The 14989-nt window shown below is 41.8% G+C and carries 14 protein-coding genes; 8 read left to right on the top strand and 6 right to left on the bottom strand.

Translation table 11 applies throughout. The features are described 5' to 3' along the window. Window position 1 precedes the first annotated feature (1 nt). On the bottom strand, window positions 2-2086 hold the full coding sequence (locus HWE15_RS00910) for an acylase (RefSeq protein ID WP_290505614.1): 2085 nt from the start codon (window positions 2084-2086) through the stop codon (window positions 2-4). Window positions 2087-2211: 125 nt separating this feature from the next. Between HWE15_RS00910 and HWE15_RS00905 the strand changes: the two genes are divergently transcribed. The 3 genes from HWE15_RS00905 to HWE15_RS00895 are packed head-to-tail and all read left to right on the top strand — an operon-like array spanning window position 2212 to window position 2966. Continuing rightward, window positions 2212-2604, top strand: coding sequence for a hypothetical protein (locus tag HWE15_RS00905; protein ID WP_290505613.1), 393 nt, complete (start codon window positions 2212-2214; stop codon window positions 2602-2604). Next, a complete protein-coding gene (locus tag HWE15_RS00900; protein WP_290505612.1) occupies window positions 2597-2797 on the top strand; it encodes a helix-turn-helix transcriptional regulator in 201 nt (66 codons plus the stop codon). Before HWE15_RS00905 ends, HWE15_RS00900 begins: the two co-directional genes overlap by 8 nt. Further along, window positions 2787-2966, top strand: coding sequence for a hypothetical protein (locus tag HWE15_RS00895; protein ID WP_290505611.1), 180 nt, complete (start codon window positions 2787-2789; stop codon window positions 2964-2966). The genes HWE15_RS00900 and HWE15_RS00895 overlap by 11 nt, the downstream gene beginning before the upstream one ends. A 65-nt stretch (window positions 2967-3031) precedes the next feature. Here HWE15_RS00895 and HWE15_RS00890 read toward each other — a convergent pair whose 3' ends face one another. Both HWE15_RS00890 and HWE15_RS00885 read right to left on the bottom strand, forming a co-directional pair. Continuing rightward, window positions 3032-4702 carry a 5'-nucleotidase C-terminal domain-containing protein gene (locus HWE15_RS00890; RefSeq protein ID WP_290505610.1) on the bottom strand — a complete coding sequence of 557 codons (1671 nt, stop codon included), beginning with the start codon at window positions 4700-4702 and terminating at the stop codon, window positions 3032-3034. A gap of 179 nt (window positions 4703-4881) precedes the next feature. After that, window positions 4882-5865 (bottom strand): c-type cytochrome, encoded by a 984-nt coding sequence (locus HWE15_RS00885; protein WP_290505609.1) that lies wholly within the window; start codon window positions 5863-5865, stop codon window positions 4882-4884. A gap of 211 nt (window positions 5866-6076) precedes the next feature. Between HWE15_RS00885 and HWE15_RS00880 the strand changes: the two genes are divergently transcribed. The 4 genes from HWE15_RS00880 to HWE15_RS00865 all read left to right on the top strand — a co-directional run bounded on the left by HWE15_RS00880 (window position 6077) and on the right by HWE15_RS00865 (window position 10837). Then, window positions 6077-7501, top strand: coding sequence for an amidohydrolase (locus HWE15_RS00880; protein WP_290505608.1), 1425 nt, complete (start codon window positions 6077-6079; stop codon window positions 7499-7501). 12 nt (window positions 7502-7513) lie between these two features. Beyond that, the gene (locus HWE15_RS00875) at window positions 7514-9847 is read left to right on the top strand and encodes a patatin-like phospholipase family protein (protein WP_290505607.1); all 2334 of its coding nucleotides are present in this window, start codon (window positions 7514-7516) and stop codon (window positions 9845-9847) included. A gap of 77 nt (window positions 9848-9924) precedes the next feature. Beyond that, window positions 9925-10464, top strand: a complete 540-nt coding sequence (locus HWE15_RS00870; RefSeq protein ID WP_290505606.1) for a gluconate 2-dehydrogenase subunit 3 family protein — start codon at window positions 9925-9927, stop codon at window positions 10462-10464. Between the two features lie 10 nt (window positions 10465-10474). Then, window positions 10475-10837 (top strand): transmembrane 220 family protein, encoded by a 363-nt coding sequence (locus HWE15_RS00865; RefSeq protein ID WP_290505605.1) that lies wholly within the window; start codon window positions 10475-10477, stop codon window positions 10835-10837. 57 nt (window positions 10838-10894) lie between these two features. On the opposite strand, the gene HWE15_RS00860 is transcribed toward HWE15_RS00865, so the two are convergent. The 3 genes from HWE15_RS00860 to HWE15_RS00850 are packed head-to-tail and all read right to left on the bottom strand — an operon-like array spanning window position 10895 to window position 13763. Next, window positions 10895-12307 (bottom strand): NAD(P)(+) transhydrogenase (Re/Si-specific) subunit beta, encoded by a 1413-nt coding sequence (locus tag HWE15_RS00860; RefSeq protein ID WP_290505604.1) that lies wholly within the window; start codon window positions 12305-12307, stop codon window positions 10895-10897. Between the two features lie 2 nt (window positions 12308-12309). Beyond that, on the bottom strand, window positions 12310-12621 hold the full coding sequence (locus HWE15_RS00855; protein ID WP_290505603.1) for an NAD(P) transhydrogenase subunit alpha: 312 nt from the start codon (window positions 12619-12621) through the stop codon (window positions 12310-12312). Window positions 12622-12623: 2 nt separating this feature from the next. Continuing rightward, window positions 12624-13763, bottom strand: a complete 1140-nt coding sequence (locus HWE15_RS00850) for a Re/Si-specific NAD(P)(+) transhydrogenase subunit alpha (protein ID WP_290505602.1) — start codon at window positions 13761-13763, stop codon at window positions 12624-12626. Window positions 13764-13946: 183 nt separating this feature from the next. On the opposite strand from HWE15_RS00850, the gene HWE15_RS00845 reads away from it, so the two are divergent. Beyond that, window positions 13947-14987 carry an MBL fold metallo-hydrolase gene (locus tag HWE15_RS00845; RefSeq protein ID WP_290505601.1) on the top strand — a complete coding sequence of 347 codons (1041 nt, stop codon included), beginning with the start codon at window positions 13947-13949 and terminating at the stop codon, window positions 14985-14987. The last annotated feature ends 2 nt before the right edge of the window (window positions 14988-14989 follow it).

The following is a 14989-nucleotide window of genomic DNA, read 5'->3' as shown; positions in this document are numbered from 1 at the left end:
TTCAAATTTTTCCTGGATGATAGATCCTGACAGCTTGGCTTAATACAGTTTCTTTATCTAGTGTCATGGGCTTCAACTCTCGTTTCAGAAAACGTTCCATTTGATCAGCATAATGCGGGCTTTCGGGCCTATTGCTTGCTCCATATACATTGATTGTTTCGATTTGGGGGAGTCCTTCTCCAAATCGAACCATCATAATGTAAGATTCCCCTTGAGCACCTTTTCGCATGCCATTTTCCCAAGGTTCGGATCGCATAGCCGTAATAACATCATCCAGCCCCCATAACGGTAATGATTTATTCCCTCGAACTAGTTTTTGGTATTCGCCAAGGGAAACCAATTCTTTCCCAAAATGGGTTTGAAAATGCTTTTTTGCGGCTTCTAGACTCTCCACAACTTCGGCTTCAGTCAAGGTTGATTCCCAAGGTCTTCCTGTTTCGTTGAATTTATCGCGCCAGTAATAATAGCTAAAGGCAAAAAGGGCGGCTCCTTCCGATTCGACCGGAGCGCTTTTATCCCATTGGTTCAGAACTTCAATTTGATTTTGGAGATGGGGATACTTTTCAGAATCCAAAAGGAATAAACTATCCATGTTGGTTCGGAAAGCTAATTTTTCTGGTAACTGATCATCGAATTTGATTCGTTCAAAATCCTCCCAGGAAATGATTCCTGAGTCAGGCATTACTTCCCGGAAACGAACCGACCGATTATTTTCTCTCAATGAGAAACCCATTTCTTTGGGAAAAGCTGCAGCAGATAAATTATCCTGATGGCCAGATGCAGTGAATGGGCTGTGATTGGTATTAAAAAGGTAGCCTGAGCCTGGATTCAAGTATTGAGGTAATTCCTCAAATGCATGATATTCTTCCCATAGCGTGGCTTGGGTATTTCCCGCTACGGTTTCTTCATACTCAAAGGCAGGTTTCCGTTTGGGGATTAGTCCATTGCTCACGTAAAAAATAGTGTCGTATTTATCTGCATAAACCGTGTTGAAGCTAGTTAAATCCAATCGCTCCATGGCTGTACGCCATTCTGAAAAGTTCGATGCCTTATTCATTCGCCACCACTGTTCCGGGGCTCCGATGCGGTCCAAAGCTCCAAGTCGGATGGAGAAGGTTCCTTGTTCGGTGATAAGCGTTGGGCCATAAATACTTTTCCAAATTTTTCTAGGGACAGGGATGGTCAAAAATTCCCAGAATTTTACCTTGAGCCAAATTGTCCGTTCTTCCAATTCAAGCCACTCGCCATCTACTCGATAGCGATTGGGGTTATCAGGGTCAATTTCTAACTGGTAGGTGTCAAGTAAATCCGGGAAGTTCACGGTATGAGCCCAGCCCAGATGTTCATTGACTCCATGAAAGATCATCGCCCCTCCCGGAAATAAACCTCCCAGCATATTCCATCCTTCTTCTGAATGAAGATGGGCTTCATACCAAGATACAGGCCCTTCTAAGGGCTGATGGGAGTTGATCGCCAGGAAGCTTTCTCCCGAATCTGTTCGGGAGGGATGGATAGCAATCGCATTGGAACCTTTTGGATTGGGGTCTGGAAGAACTTTGCCAGCTTTTCCATTCACAATTTGTTGTACAGCTCGGTCTGCCCCAGACATTTGAGCTAGTGATAAAATGTAGGCGGAGGTAATGTCTAGTGTATTTACCGGAAAAGCGCCTCGATACAAAATTTCATCCGGATGGCTCTCTGCATAATCGTTCATTCCTGCGGCATAGCCTTCCAAAACAGCTTGAAACTCTTCTGAAAAGGTGTTTTTATACTGCTCTTTCGCAATTTTTCTGGTCTCGAGCAGGTGAACGAAGAAATCGACTGCGGCACCTTCTACTCCATATACTCTTCCTACAAGCGCTTTTCCTGCAAGAAGGGTTTTTTGGATCGTTTCAAAATCATCCTCTGCATGCGCCCATGCTAATCCATAGGCTACATCTGCATCGGTTTTTCCAAAAATATGCGGAACCCCAAACTCATCCCGTGCAATTTGGATATGCTCGGTCTCCCAACCAGAGGGTTGCAAAACACTTTGGCATGAATGAAGGGTAATGGAAAGGAGTAGGAAAAAGATGTATTTTTTCATAATTCAAAAAAGCACTTTGAAAGTGATTTGTTGGTATTAATCATGAAGTTTTAAAAAATCAGAATCTAATTTTTTTATTTATGTTAAATATTTCTAACATTGTGTTAGAAATATTTAACATTCTTATGAAACGAATTGTCCTCATGGGAGTCATTATCCTGATGGTAGTGGCTACGGTTTATTTATGGTTAAGCAATTCTGGATTTTCAGAGGGGGAGGGCCCTTATCTGGGGATAATTGCTTTGATCTTGGTATTTGCTGTCTTTTTATTGATTAGGCGAATCAAGAGTTGGAAAGTAGGAGAACCTCAGGAGGATGAATTATCTAAAAAGGTCATGGTCCGAACCGCGGCTTTATCCTATTATGTGTCATTGTATTTGTGGGTATTCCTCCTTTATATGCAGGATCGGGTGACCTTTGATAAAGATCGTTTAATTGGGATTGGAATTTTGGGGATGGCTATAATTTTTGCATTAAGTTGGGTCTTTCATCATTTTCGAGGAGTGCCGAATGACTAACCGAATAAAGGAATTCAGGGTAAAACTTGGATTGACGCAGGAGGAGCTGGCAAAAAAGGTCAATGTGAGAAGGGAAACCATCGTTTTCCTCGAAAAAAATAAATACAATCCATCGTTAAGGCTTGCCTTTGATTTAGCCCAAATTCTCAATGTATCTGTAGAAGATTTATTCAGTTTTGAAGATGAAAAGTAATAAAGAGAAATACCTGCCCTTGTTTATCTCCGGAGGCTTGTTGTTAGGGGCTGTTGCCGGTACTTCTATTAGTATAATTAGAGGTGAAATGGGAATATGGCTTTCCGTTGGAATAGGAGTGGGGATGGCCTTAGGAGCTATTTCCTTCCTAATTTTTCAGAAAAAGTAAAAGCCGGCATTTGCCGGCTTTTTGGTGAATAAACACTTTTCTCGTTCCCTTTTGGGGTGAGGGTATTATCTGAACTCGTAATCCACTCCGTAAACCTGAGTCAGCAAGGTGGCTGGTGCATCTAGGGCAACAGCCGATTTCGGAGGTATAGGGGTTACTGGAGAATTCTCTGCCAAGTAATTTTTTACTGCTTTGTGGAGGGTAAATTGGGTGTTCTTTGTGTCCTGAACTCCACGCATACGACAAAGCATATCATCGGGATCTCCATCCCGTTCACAAGCACAAATACTGTAAACCCGATCTGCTTCCAGAGGTTTGCCGTGAACAGTTACGGACTGAACCCGCTTTCCTTCTTCTCCAAATGCTAGGAATTTAACTTCCATTCCTCGGAACTTAATCACCCAGCCGCCGAATCGCTTTGATGCCTCTTTTGCAAAGACATTATTCAATTCCTTTTCAAGCCAAGCTGAAATCTGTGATCCCGTTACTTTACCAGTTCGAATAGTGGAATCAACCGGAAGCATATCGAAGATATACCCATTTGTAATCGGAATGTTGCCGGTTTCATCAGGAGTAGTTCTTGGAGGGCAGAATCGGAAACCGTTGGAAAGAACGATATCAATTTCTGGTACCTGCCAGCTGATGGCATCCAGAATCATGGTGTCAATTGGGTTTTCAATCACAAAGTACCGGTATAATGGAGCGGTACTGTATCCTGCAATTTGGTAAATATCTTCTTGGAAGGGCCCCTCGTTTTGAGCGATAATCTGTTCAACTACCGGGTCTGGTTTGTTGTCCTCAGAAGAAACCTCTAGCAATTCATAATCATCTTTTACAACTTTTCCATCTTCAATGGTCAGTTCTAATTTTCCAACAAAGGAACCAAAAGCACCTGGTTCAACGACTTTGGCATACTTTGCTTGGATTGGTTTGCGTACCCGCTCATGGGTGTCTCCTCCTAAGATATAATCCACTCCCTCGCATTCAGGTAGATTTGCTAAATTGATTTGCTGGGAAAGCCCCAAGTGAGCAATAATAGCAACGAAGGCACATTTTTCCTGATCTCTAAGCACATTCACATAGTGCTCCAAGTTTTCCTCAGGTTTGGTATAGATAATTCCCTTACTATAATTAGGAGATTGTCGAAGCGGAACTAAATGATCTGTATAGCCCAAGAAGCCAATTTTCACTCCATTGACCGTCCAAATATGGTAGGGAGGGAAGATCAATTCTCCACGTTTTCCATCACCTAAGTCGTGGTACATGTTTGCGCAGATTTTCGGAGCATGCAAAGATCCAAGTAGATGTTGCATAGCCTGCTTGTAGTAAACCACTTCCCAGTTTCCCGGTAGGTAAAGATCATAGCCGATTTCATTCAAAATTGGAACCATGGCTTCTCCAGTGGTCATGACGGAGAGTTCAGAACCCTGGAACATATCTCCAGTATCCATTACCAAACAATGCTCGGCTTTTGCTTTTTCCTTATCGATGAAGGTCTTCAGGTGAGAGTAGCCGCCTGTTTTTCTGAAAACAGATTTTCCATTTTCCCAAAAGAGTTCATCATGAGGATGAATCTGGCAATGGACGTCTGTCGTCTGTAGAATGGTCAGCTTAAATGATTTTGGGTTTAGCTTTTTTGCCTCAGCTTTTGCGACTTGTGGAGATAAGCTCAAGAGACTTGTGCCTGCACCTAATGCGCCAAGCTGGGACATAAATTTCCTTCTGGAATATTTCATGGGAAATTAGGGATTTATTGTACTGGTATTTGGTGAATTTCTTCGTGGGCAAAAGGAAGTTTTTTCCAATCTGTCCGAAAGATACTTTTTGAAATCCACAGTATTTGGTGACAGTGGTCACACTAAACAAAAAATCCCACAGTTTTTCACCGTGGGATCTTGAAGGAAGTATGTGTTTTTTAATTAGCAGCTGTAAAACGTATTACCTCATTTTTTTGTGGAGATAGGGTTTGAAGGTAACTAAAAATAGCTTCCAAATCTTTAGTTTTCATGCCTGCATACATGGTCCAAGGCATAATTGAATTGAATTCGCCAGGAGCAACCTTGTTGACCAAATAGGAGGAATCCGAATATTGCTTAAATCGCTGTAAAAACTGCTCGGAAGTCCAGTTTCCAATCCCCGTTTCTGTATCAGGTGTTATGTTACTTGAACTAACTTTAGAACCATCAGGGAACATAAAATCTCTTCCTCCAGCAAATGCTTTTTCAGGGATTACCATTCCTTGCTCGTTGACCTGCGTATGACATTCTATGCAGCCAGCTGCATTCACCAAATAAGCTCCATAAGCTACTTGATCGCTTGGGTCAGGTCTTTTTTGAGGTTCTCCGTCCTTAGGCATAGTTTTTAGAATTAAGCTTACGGGGAAATCTGCCTCTGAATCTGGAATTTCACTTGAAATGGGATCTAAGGACCGGATGTAAGCGATGATGTCATAAATGTCCTCAGGATCCATTTTGCCATAATACATGTAAGGCATCAAAGGAAACATTGCTCGCCCATCATTAGTCACACCTGTGGTAATCACCCGATATAATTCTCCGTCGGTGTAATCAGAAATACCGGTTGGGGTAATGTTTTTTGCGTAGAATACACCCGGAAAACCCATGGAATGGTCAAATCGATCGCCACCTCTTCCTAGGGTTCCAGGAGTGGGTGGCCCAGAAAACAAAGAAAAATCTCTTGCTGAATGACAATCCATACAAACGGTGACATGGTTTGCCAAATAAGCTCCTCTCTCCACCCGCTCTGCGGTGTACTCGATGGATAGTTCCTCTGCTGGAGAAACATCAGGAAATATCATTTGCAAATAAACAAAGGCAATCAGAAGTAAAATGATTACAGCTCCCAATAGCCAAGCAAAAACTTTAAACAATTTATTCATAGTAGGAAGGGTTAATTTCTTAGAAAAATACAATATTTGATTTAAAAATGAAATATTTATAGAATAATATTTAGACTAAATCCATTTATTCAAAACATTATTTTTTATATGAATTTTAAGTCCAAATTTTGATCGATTTTTTGGGTCTCTGATAGTTTCCTTCTAATTTTCAAAAAATTGCAAACCATCCTACCAATTCAATCACCTTATGATGAAAAAGCTACTTATACTTTTCTTGTGTTTATCAGCTTTTGGGCTTAAAGCACAGGACCAATCCGTTTTGAATGACTTGGATTCTAAAAAAGAGTATTACTCAACTATCGCACTTCAAATCTGGTCCAATCCTGAGTTGGGTTATTTGGAAAGTGAAAGTTCATCTTTACTTCAGAAAACTTTATCAGATGCAGGATTTTCTATCCAAGCTGGGGTAGCGGGAATTCCCACTGCCTTCGTGGCTGAATACGGATCTGGATATCCTGTTATTGGAATTATGGCAGAGTTTGATGCGCTACCAGGAGTTTCTCAGCAGGCATCTCCATTTCGAGAGGCTGTAGTGGAAGGTGGAGCAGGACATGCATGTGGACATCATTTGTTTGGAACTGCCTCTGTTGCTGCAGGGATTGCTGTGAAGGACTGGATGATTGCCAATGGTACAAAAGGAACCATCCGTGTTTATGGAACTCCGGCAGAAGAAGGAGGCGGAGGTAAAGTTTACATGGCTCGTGCTGGTTTGATGGATGATGTAGATGTGATGTTGCATTGGCATCCAGGATCTAAAAATAATGCCGGAGCCAATTCTTCCTTGGCAAATATTTCTACCAAATTCCGGTTCTATGGAGTTGCTTCCCATGCTGCTGCGGCTCCCGAACGTGGAAAATCAGCATTGGATGGGGTAGAAGCAATGAATTTTATGGTAAACCTGATGCGGGAGCATGTTCCCCAAGAAACTCGAATGCATTATGTAATAACTCGAGGCGGAGAAGCACCAAATGTGGTCCCTGCTTTTGCTGAATCTTATCATTATGTACGACATCCCGATGTGGCTGTGGTGAAATCAATTTTTGAGCGCATGGTGAAGGCTGCTGAAGGTGCTGCGCTGGGGACTCAGACTACCATGGAATACGAAATCATCAATGGAGTCTATAATCTTTTGCCTAATGAAACTCTTGCCCGTGTTATGCATAAGAATTTGGAGCAAGTTGGCGGAGTAATTTATGATGAGGCAGATAAAAAGTTTGCAGAAGAATTAATCAAAAGTTATCCCGATTTGTCCATAAACCCTGCTGAAGATGCAGCTAAGATCGAACCATTTAAAGTTCAGGAAAAAGGAACCGGTGGTTCTACCGATGTGGGAGATGTTAGCTGGTTGGTTCCAACAGCAGGATTGGGTACTGCAACTTGGGTTCCTGGTACGAGTGCTCATACGTGGCAAGCAGTGGCTGCGGGAGGAACTAGCATTGGTATCAAAGGAATGATGGTTGCTGCAAAAACCTTGGCTTTGACAGCTTTGGATGTTTTCAAAAATCCTAAACTTGCTGAAGATGCTAAAGCAGAATTGGATCGTCGACGAGGTGCAAATTTCAAGTATGAGTCCTTGGTAGGAGATAGAGAAGCTCCTTTAGATTACAGAAAGTAATTTTCTTTTGGTATGGGCTTCTTTCGTCTACGTATAATTTTTTCCATTCTATTACTTTGCTTAAGTAGCCACTATTTAATTGGGCAGGTTTCTTCTGAGAAGCCTGCCCGTATTGGTTTAGTATTGAGTGGTGGAGGAGCAAAAGGGATCGCTCATGTAGGGATCATTAAGGCGATGGAAGAAGCGGGGCTGCGTCCCGATTTTATAGTCGGAACCAGTATGGGTTCAGTGATTGGTGGACTTTATTCCATAGGATACAGTGCGGAGGATTTGGAAGAAATTATTCGCAGTACAGATTGGGATTTGGTCGTATCAAACCGAGTTGATTTTAAGGATATTGCTTTTGAGGAGAAAGAATATTACAACCGTTATCTCGTTGAAATCCCCTTCAATAAAGGGAAAATGACCTTGCCATCCGGCCTTATTCATGGACAGGTTTTATCAGAGGTTTTACACTATTACACTTTTCCGGCGGCTCAGTACGAGAGTTTTGATCAATTCCCTATTCCCTTTCGATGTATTGCAACGGATGTTCGAACCGGTGAACCCATCGTTTTTGATAAAGGATATTTACACGATGCCATCCGCTCAAGTATTGCAATCCCCACTGCCTTCACTGCCTTCAATCTGGATTCTACCTTGGTGGTTGATGGGGGAGTGGTAAATAATTTCCCGGTGGATATTGTTCGCTCCATGGGGGCAGATTTTGTAATTGGTGTGAATGTATCCGATGAGGATTTTTTGGAAATCGAAGAACTAGGGGGATTTGGGGGTATTTTGATGCAGATCGCGATGTCGGAATCCCTTCGGAAAACAAGTGCCAATATTGAGGATACTGATATTTATATCAAACCCGATTTGGGTCCTTATTCTACAGGTAGTTTTGGTGAATATGATGCTATTTTGAAACTAGGAGAAAGTACAGGAAAGGTATTTTTCGATCGGTTCAAAAAAGCAGCCGATAGTTTGGGTGTGAAGAATTTGGAAAAAGATGAGGCCCCTGTTTCTCCAGAGTTGACCATACGATCTATTCAAGTGGAAGGGAATAAGCTGTTTTCAGATGAATTCATCAAATCCAAATTGGGGGTATCTCCGGGTCAAACCGTTAATCGGGATTTTTTACAAGAAGCTGTTCGTCATGTGTTCGGGGTCAATGGCTTTTATAAGGTAGATTATTCCCTTCGGCAAGTCAATGAAAGTGAATTTGATTTAATAATTCGAACAATTGAAAAACCCAAAACCACTTTTTCTACAGCCCTTCATTATGATAATGTTTTTTCAGTAGGCCTACTTGCTAATTGGACAATCAGAAACTGGATCGGGAATTCTTCTCGAACTGTGTTAGTTGCTGATATTTCCAGAAACCCCAAATTTCGATTTGATCACTACAAGTATCTTGGGCCTCAAAAGAAAGTTGCCATCAATTTTCGATTCAATTATTTAAGGCAAGAGTTCCCTGGTTATGAAAATGGAGAACTATCCCGGATCAATATTTTTAACAATAGCCGAACAGAACTACAGCTAATTACTACGAACTCTTTGAAGGAGGCATTTTATTTTGGGTTTATCACGGATATGAGTCGGTCCAAATTACAGTTTGATCAAATTCTTCCGGATGGTGTAAAGAACGGAATAGATAACTATGTCAGTATAAGGGCACGATACTACCGGAATTCACAGGATGACCGGAATTTTCCAACAAGAGGAGCAGAGGGATTATTGGAGGCAGAATATCGGCTTAAAACCTGGCTAAAAATCAATTTGGATAAGGGGGTGGATACTATTTATATAGATGGAGGGCGAGTAGAAATTCCGGTTTCAAAGGAGGAAGTCGATCAATTGGTGGAAAGTTTAATGCCGAATTCCTACCTAACTTTATTGGGTAGGTATTCCAAACTATTTCCATTATCTGAATCCGTTCAAATCAAACCCTCTCTAGGAGTAGGTCTTACCATTTCCAATGAATCTGAAAAGTCCTTCCGAGACTTTTTCGTAGGTGGATATCAAATGGTTCGATTTATTGATAATCGATTTTGGGGGCTAAATTATGCGGAGATTACAGCTCAAAACTTTGGTAAAGTAGGACTGGAATTACAAGTGATTCCAATCAAAAAAATCTTTTTGAGAGGAGGCGCAAATTGGTTGGGCTATTCAAGTAACACCCCGGTAAAGGGGATTTTGAATGGGGATGTTTTTTCTCAAAATACATTGATAGGCTATGGGGCTGATATTTCCTACCAATCCATTTTGGGTCCAATTACTTTAGGCTTGGGGTCTAATTCTGTCGATAAAAAGCTTCGGACTTATCTTTCGATCGGTTTTAGCCTCAACTATCAGGATCGCTAAGTCTGCCCGAAATTACACGAATGGGTGTTTGTCCTTCAACTCAAATCCATTAAATTCAACAGAAACATACGGAAACGATGGATCGAAGAAAATCACTAAAAATACTAGGGGCAGGTGGAGTTGGAATCGCCGGCTTGGTATTAGCCGACTGGAAGTGGCATTTGGTAGATCAGTTAACTCATCAGGGATTTTTCTCTTGGAAACAAGAAAAACTTATCTCTGCTGTTGCTGAGACCATTATTCCCGATGGACTTCCTCCTGTCACACCTAGTCCAGATGCCCAACCCATAGGTGCTTTGAGTACGGGTACAGATAAATTTCTATTACGTTTTTTTGAACATTGTTATGAAAAAGAGGATCAGGATTTGATCAAAAGACAATTGGATAAATTAGGGAAGACTGATTTTTTGGAATCAGATCAAGCCCGCCGTGAAGAATTACTTTTGGCTCTAGCCAATTCGGGAGATGAGGAGGAAAAGAAATTCTTTGATATCATGAAATCCCGGACGATTTATGGTTTTACTACTGTTCGTGAGGTTATGGTTGATTATCACGGATATAAAGTAGCTGCAGGAGGTTTCTCAGGTTGTGTGCCTGCTACCAAGACATTGATTTAAAATTGTAATTATGAATTTCTGGAAATATTTCTACGGCTTTTGGGCATTGATATTTGTCCTTTTTGCCTATTGGCAGTTTAACGACCCGGACCCTGAAATTTGGGTCAGTATTTATGCAGTAGCCTTTATTTTCTGTTTGAGAGGAATTAAGGGCATTTTTCCGAAATATCCTCTAACCTTAGTCGTCTTAGCGTGTCTGATAGGAGCGATTTATTATTGGCCAGACTCGGTGCCAGGATGGATTGGACAGGAAATCGAACAAGGAGATCTGACTATGAAGACTCCGGAAATGGAAGAAGGTCGAGAATCTTTTGGTCTCCTGATAATTACATTGGTTATGTTACCTGGCTTGATTAAAGCCTGGAAAAAATAAACACAGCATCAAAAAGAAAAAGAGCCGATCCATTCAATTAGATCGGCTCTTTTTTATTTAAAGATTTTTTAATTCCGAAATTAGTTTCTCCAGAGAGTCTTTGGCATCTCCAAAAAGCATTCGGTTTTTAGGATGGAAAAAGAGCTCGTTTTCAATTCCCGCATAGCCTTTCCCCATGGATCGTTTCAGTACAATGATATTTTTGGCATTCCAGACCTTGACGACCGGCATTCCATAAATTGGGCTGGAGGGATCATTTTCAGCAGCTGGGTTAACCACGTCATTGGCGCCAATTACCAAGACCACATCCGTACTAGCCATGTCTTCGTTAGCATCTTCCATTTCCAAAAGTTTAGGATAGGGAACATCCGCTTCCGCCAATAATACATTCATATGGCCAGGCATACGACCGGCCACAGGATGGATGGCATAGGTCAATTCTACACCTTTTTCATCCAAAAGTTTTTCTAGATTATGAACTGTATGTTGGGCTTGAGCCACTGCTAAGCCATATCCCGGAACAACGCTGACTTTATTGGCATATGCTAATAAGATAGCAGCATCAGTGACACTGATTTCTTTAATGGTTCCTTGTTCGCCCGATTTGGCAGAAGCTGTGCTTCCACCTCCAAAAGACCCGATGATTACATTGGTAAGGGAGCGGTTCATGGCCGTACACATCAGTACTGTTAGGATAGTACCTGCAGAACCAACCAAAATACCGCCTGTCAGCATGGCCTGATTTCCATAAAGGAAACCCCCAAAAGCTGCGGCCATTCCCGTAAAACTATTCAAGAGTGAAATCACTACAGGCATGTCAGCACCACCAATAGGCATGACGAAAAGAACCCCATAGAGCAATGAAATTGCGAGGAGTCCATAGAGTAGAGGCATACTTAGATTGCCTGAAAAAGCTAAATATCCAGCGAGTCCAAAAATCGCAATCAATAATAAAATATTGATGACTTGTCCGGCAGGCAGGGCTTTATCCGCGATTTTTCCTTCTAATTTTCCAAAGGCAATCATTGATCCAGAAAAGGAAACCGATCCAATGATCAATCCCAGAAGAATTACGATCAACATCCCTGCGGATATTTCTCCTCCATGGCGAAGATGGTCGAATTCAACTAGTGAGATAACACCGGCACAGGCTCCGCCCATTCCATTGAAAAAGGAAACCATTTGTGGCATTGCCGTCATTTTGACCTTCAAAGCCATTCGTACACCGATGACTGTTCCGATGATCAATCCCGCTAAAATTAAGGTGTAATTCAGCCATTTATCGGGGCTGAACTCTTCTTTAAACAGAATGGTAGCAGCGATTGCTAAGCCCATTCCATATCCAGCAATAAGATTTCCCTTTCTAGCCTTATCCGGGCTGGAAAGCATTTTTAAGCCCAAAATAAAGGTAACCGAAGCAGCAATGTAGGAGAGTTCCAAAAGGCTAAGTCCGAGTAGATTGAAATTCATGCTTACTTCGATTTTTTCTTAAACATTTCCAACATCCGATTGGTGACAACAAATCCTCCAACCACATTCAAGGTGCCAAGGATTACTGCTAAAAATCCTAGAACCAAGGCATAATAATTTCCAGGGTCAGCCTGGAGCATGATGATAATCGATCCGATGATAACCACACCGTGGATAGCATTGGCACCGGACATCAAGGGGGTATGAAGGACAGCAGGGACATTGGAGATGACCTCTATCCCGAGAAATATGGAGACAATTATCAAGAATATGAACTCCCTGTTCTCATAAAATACACTTAGAATTTCTTCCATAATTAGGTTGTGGTTTCGGATGGGTATAAAATATTTTTGACCCGCTCACTTCGAATCATTCCCTCATGCGTGACGCAGGTATTTTGGACGATGTCATCCTCCCAATTCAAATGAAGGCCTCCTTCTTTATCGATCAGAAGCTTCAGGAAATTGACCATGTTTTTACCATACATTTTGCTGGAATCCATAGGCATGGTGGAGGAAAGGTTTGAATCTCCAACAATGGTAACTCCGTGCTTATGCGTGATTTGATCGTTTTCGGTTAGCTCACAATTTCCTCCTGTCGAAGCAGCCAAATCTATAATTACGGATCCTGGAGCCATTGCTTCTACAGTTTCCTTGGTGATTAAAAGGGGAGCTTTTCTTCCTGGGATTTGCGCGGTACAAATAATAATATTCGCCTTTTTGGCATGTTCCTGAATCAGAGCCTGCTGTTTGGCTTTATATTCTTCACTTTGTTCCACCGCATATCCCCCAGCGCTTGCCTCGTCCTTGGCACCTTCTACTTTTACAAACTTGGCACCTAAACTTTTTACTTCTTCTTCAGCAGCAGTACGCACATCAAAAGCTTCCACAACCGCTCCTAATCTCCTTGCTGTCGCAATGGCTTGTAATCCAGCTACCCCAGCGCCTAGAATAAGGACTTTTGAGGGAACAATACTTCCTGCTGCGGTCATAAACATTGGAAAGAATCGAGGAGAGTGAGAGGCTGCTAACAAAACTGCCTTGTATCCTGCAACTGTGGCCATGGAAGACAAAACGTCCATTGCCTGAGCTCGGGTAGTTCGTGGGACATTGTCCATGGAAAAAGTGGTCAGTCTTTGGCTCAGGAATCGATCTACCAACTCTTTATTGGAAAGGGGTTGGAATAGGCAAACCAATACTTGTCCTTCCTGAAGTTCATTCTGTTCCTCTTCGGTAGGTGGATTAATACCAAGGATCAAATCTGCTTTTAGTGCATTCTTCCTCAAGGCGATTTTTGCACCCGCAGCTTCATAATCTGCATCTGAAGCAAATGCCGATGCTCCAGCCTGAGTTTCAACAAGAATTTCTACTTGAAGTTGGATGAGGGCTTTTGCACTTTCCGGAAGAAGTGCAACCCGATTTTCCCCCTCGGGTTCTTTCAAAAGGCCAATAGTCATGGACTGGGTTTTAAACTGAACTGGCTCAAGATAAACGAATATTTTTCAAATGAAAATGATCTTAGTCATCTCCAGAATTTTGATTTGTATTTTTTTCATTTGCCCGAAATCAAAGGGTTTTGGCATCTTTCTAAAACAAATGCTGTTCTGGTAAAGTAAATTTAGAACAACAGAAATCAGCTCATGCCATTTCATCATTTCGGGGGAAGATTAACTCAGGAACTTCGATATCAGTATCAAAATTCTCCAAACTGGGAAAATGGGAAATTTCAGAACTTACAGTCTACCAAAATGGACATTGACCTGAAAGATTTCCCCAAACTGATTTATCAACAATTCAGCGAAAGATCTAAGAAGCAGCCTTCTCGCTCTATCCCGATCCAGTCCTTTGCAAAGGATCAACTTTTGGATTCTGAAGAAGCCATGAAATTCGCATGGTATGGTCATTCTGCTGTTTTTATCCGAATGAATGGCAAAAACATGTTTATCGATCCCATGCTTGGGCCTGATGCCTCTCCGATTGCGCCTTTTAAAACCAAGCGGTTTTCAACGGATACGCTGGATATAATTGATGAGCTTCCGATTATGGATTTGGTCCTTTTGACTCATGATCATTACGATCATTTGGATTATGAAAGTATAAAGCGAATCAAAACAAAAACACGGAAATACTTTGTTGCCTTGGGTGTCAAGCGTCATTTGGTGTACTGGGGTGTGGATGCCGATTTAATTGAAGAGTTTGATTGGTGGGAGACGAAAGAGTTTGAAGGAATTCAGGTTACCTTCACTCCAACCCGCCATTTCTCAGGTAGGGGCCTAACTGATCGGTCTCAGTCACTTTGGGGAGGATGGGCTTTTCGAGGTCCCGAAGAATCGGTTTGGTTTAGTGGGGATGGAGGCTTCGGTACTCATTTTGAAGAAGTAGGCAAGCGTTTGGGATCATTTGACTTTGCTTTTATGGAATGTGGACAATACAATGAGCATTGGCGGCAATTGCATCTATTTCCGGAAGAATCTGTTTTGGCTGCGCAACATGCCTTAGTGAAGAAAATTATGCCAGTTCATTGGGCAGGTTTCACTTTGGCAACACACGATTGGAAAGAGCCAGTGGAGGGGTTTATAAAAAAGGCAGAGGAATTAAATATGGACTTTGTTATTCCTCAACTTGGAGAATTGAGAAGCTGGAAGAATCCGAATTGGACGGATTGGTGGAGGGAATTTTAAAA

The organism is Algoriphagus sp., assembly GCF_013373065.1.
Lineage (GTDB): Bacteria > Bacteroidota > Bacteroidia > Cytophagales > Cyclobacteriaceae > Algoriphagus.
This window is presented reverse-complemented; position numbering and strand designations above follow the sequence as displayed.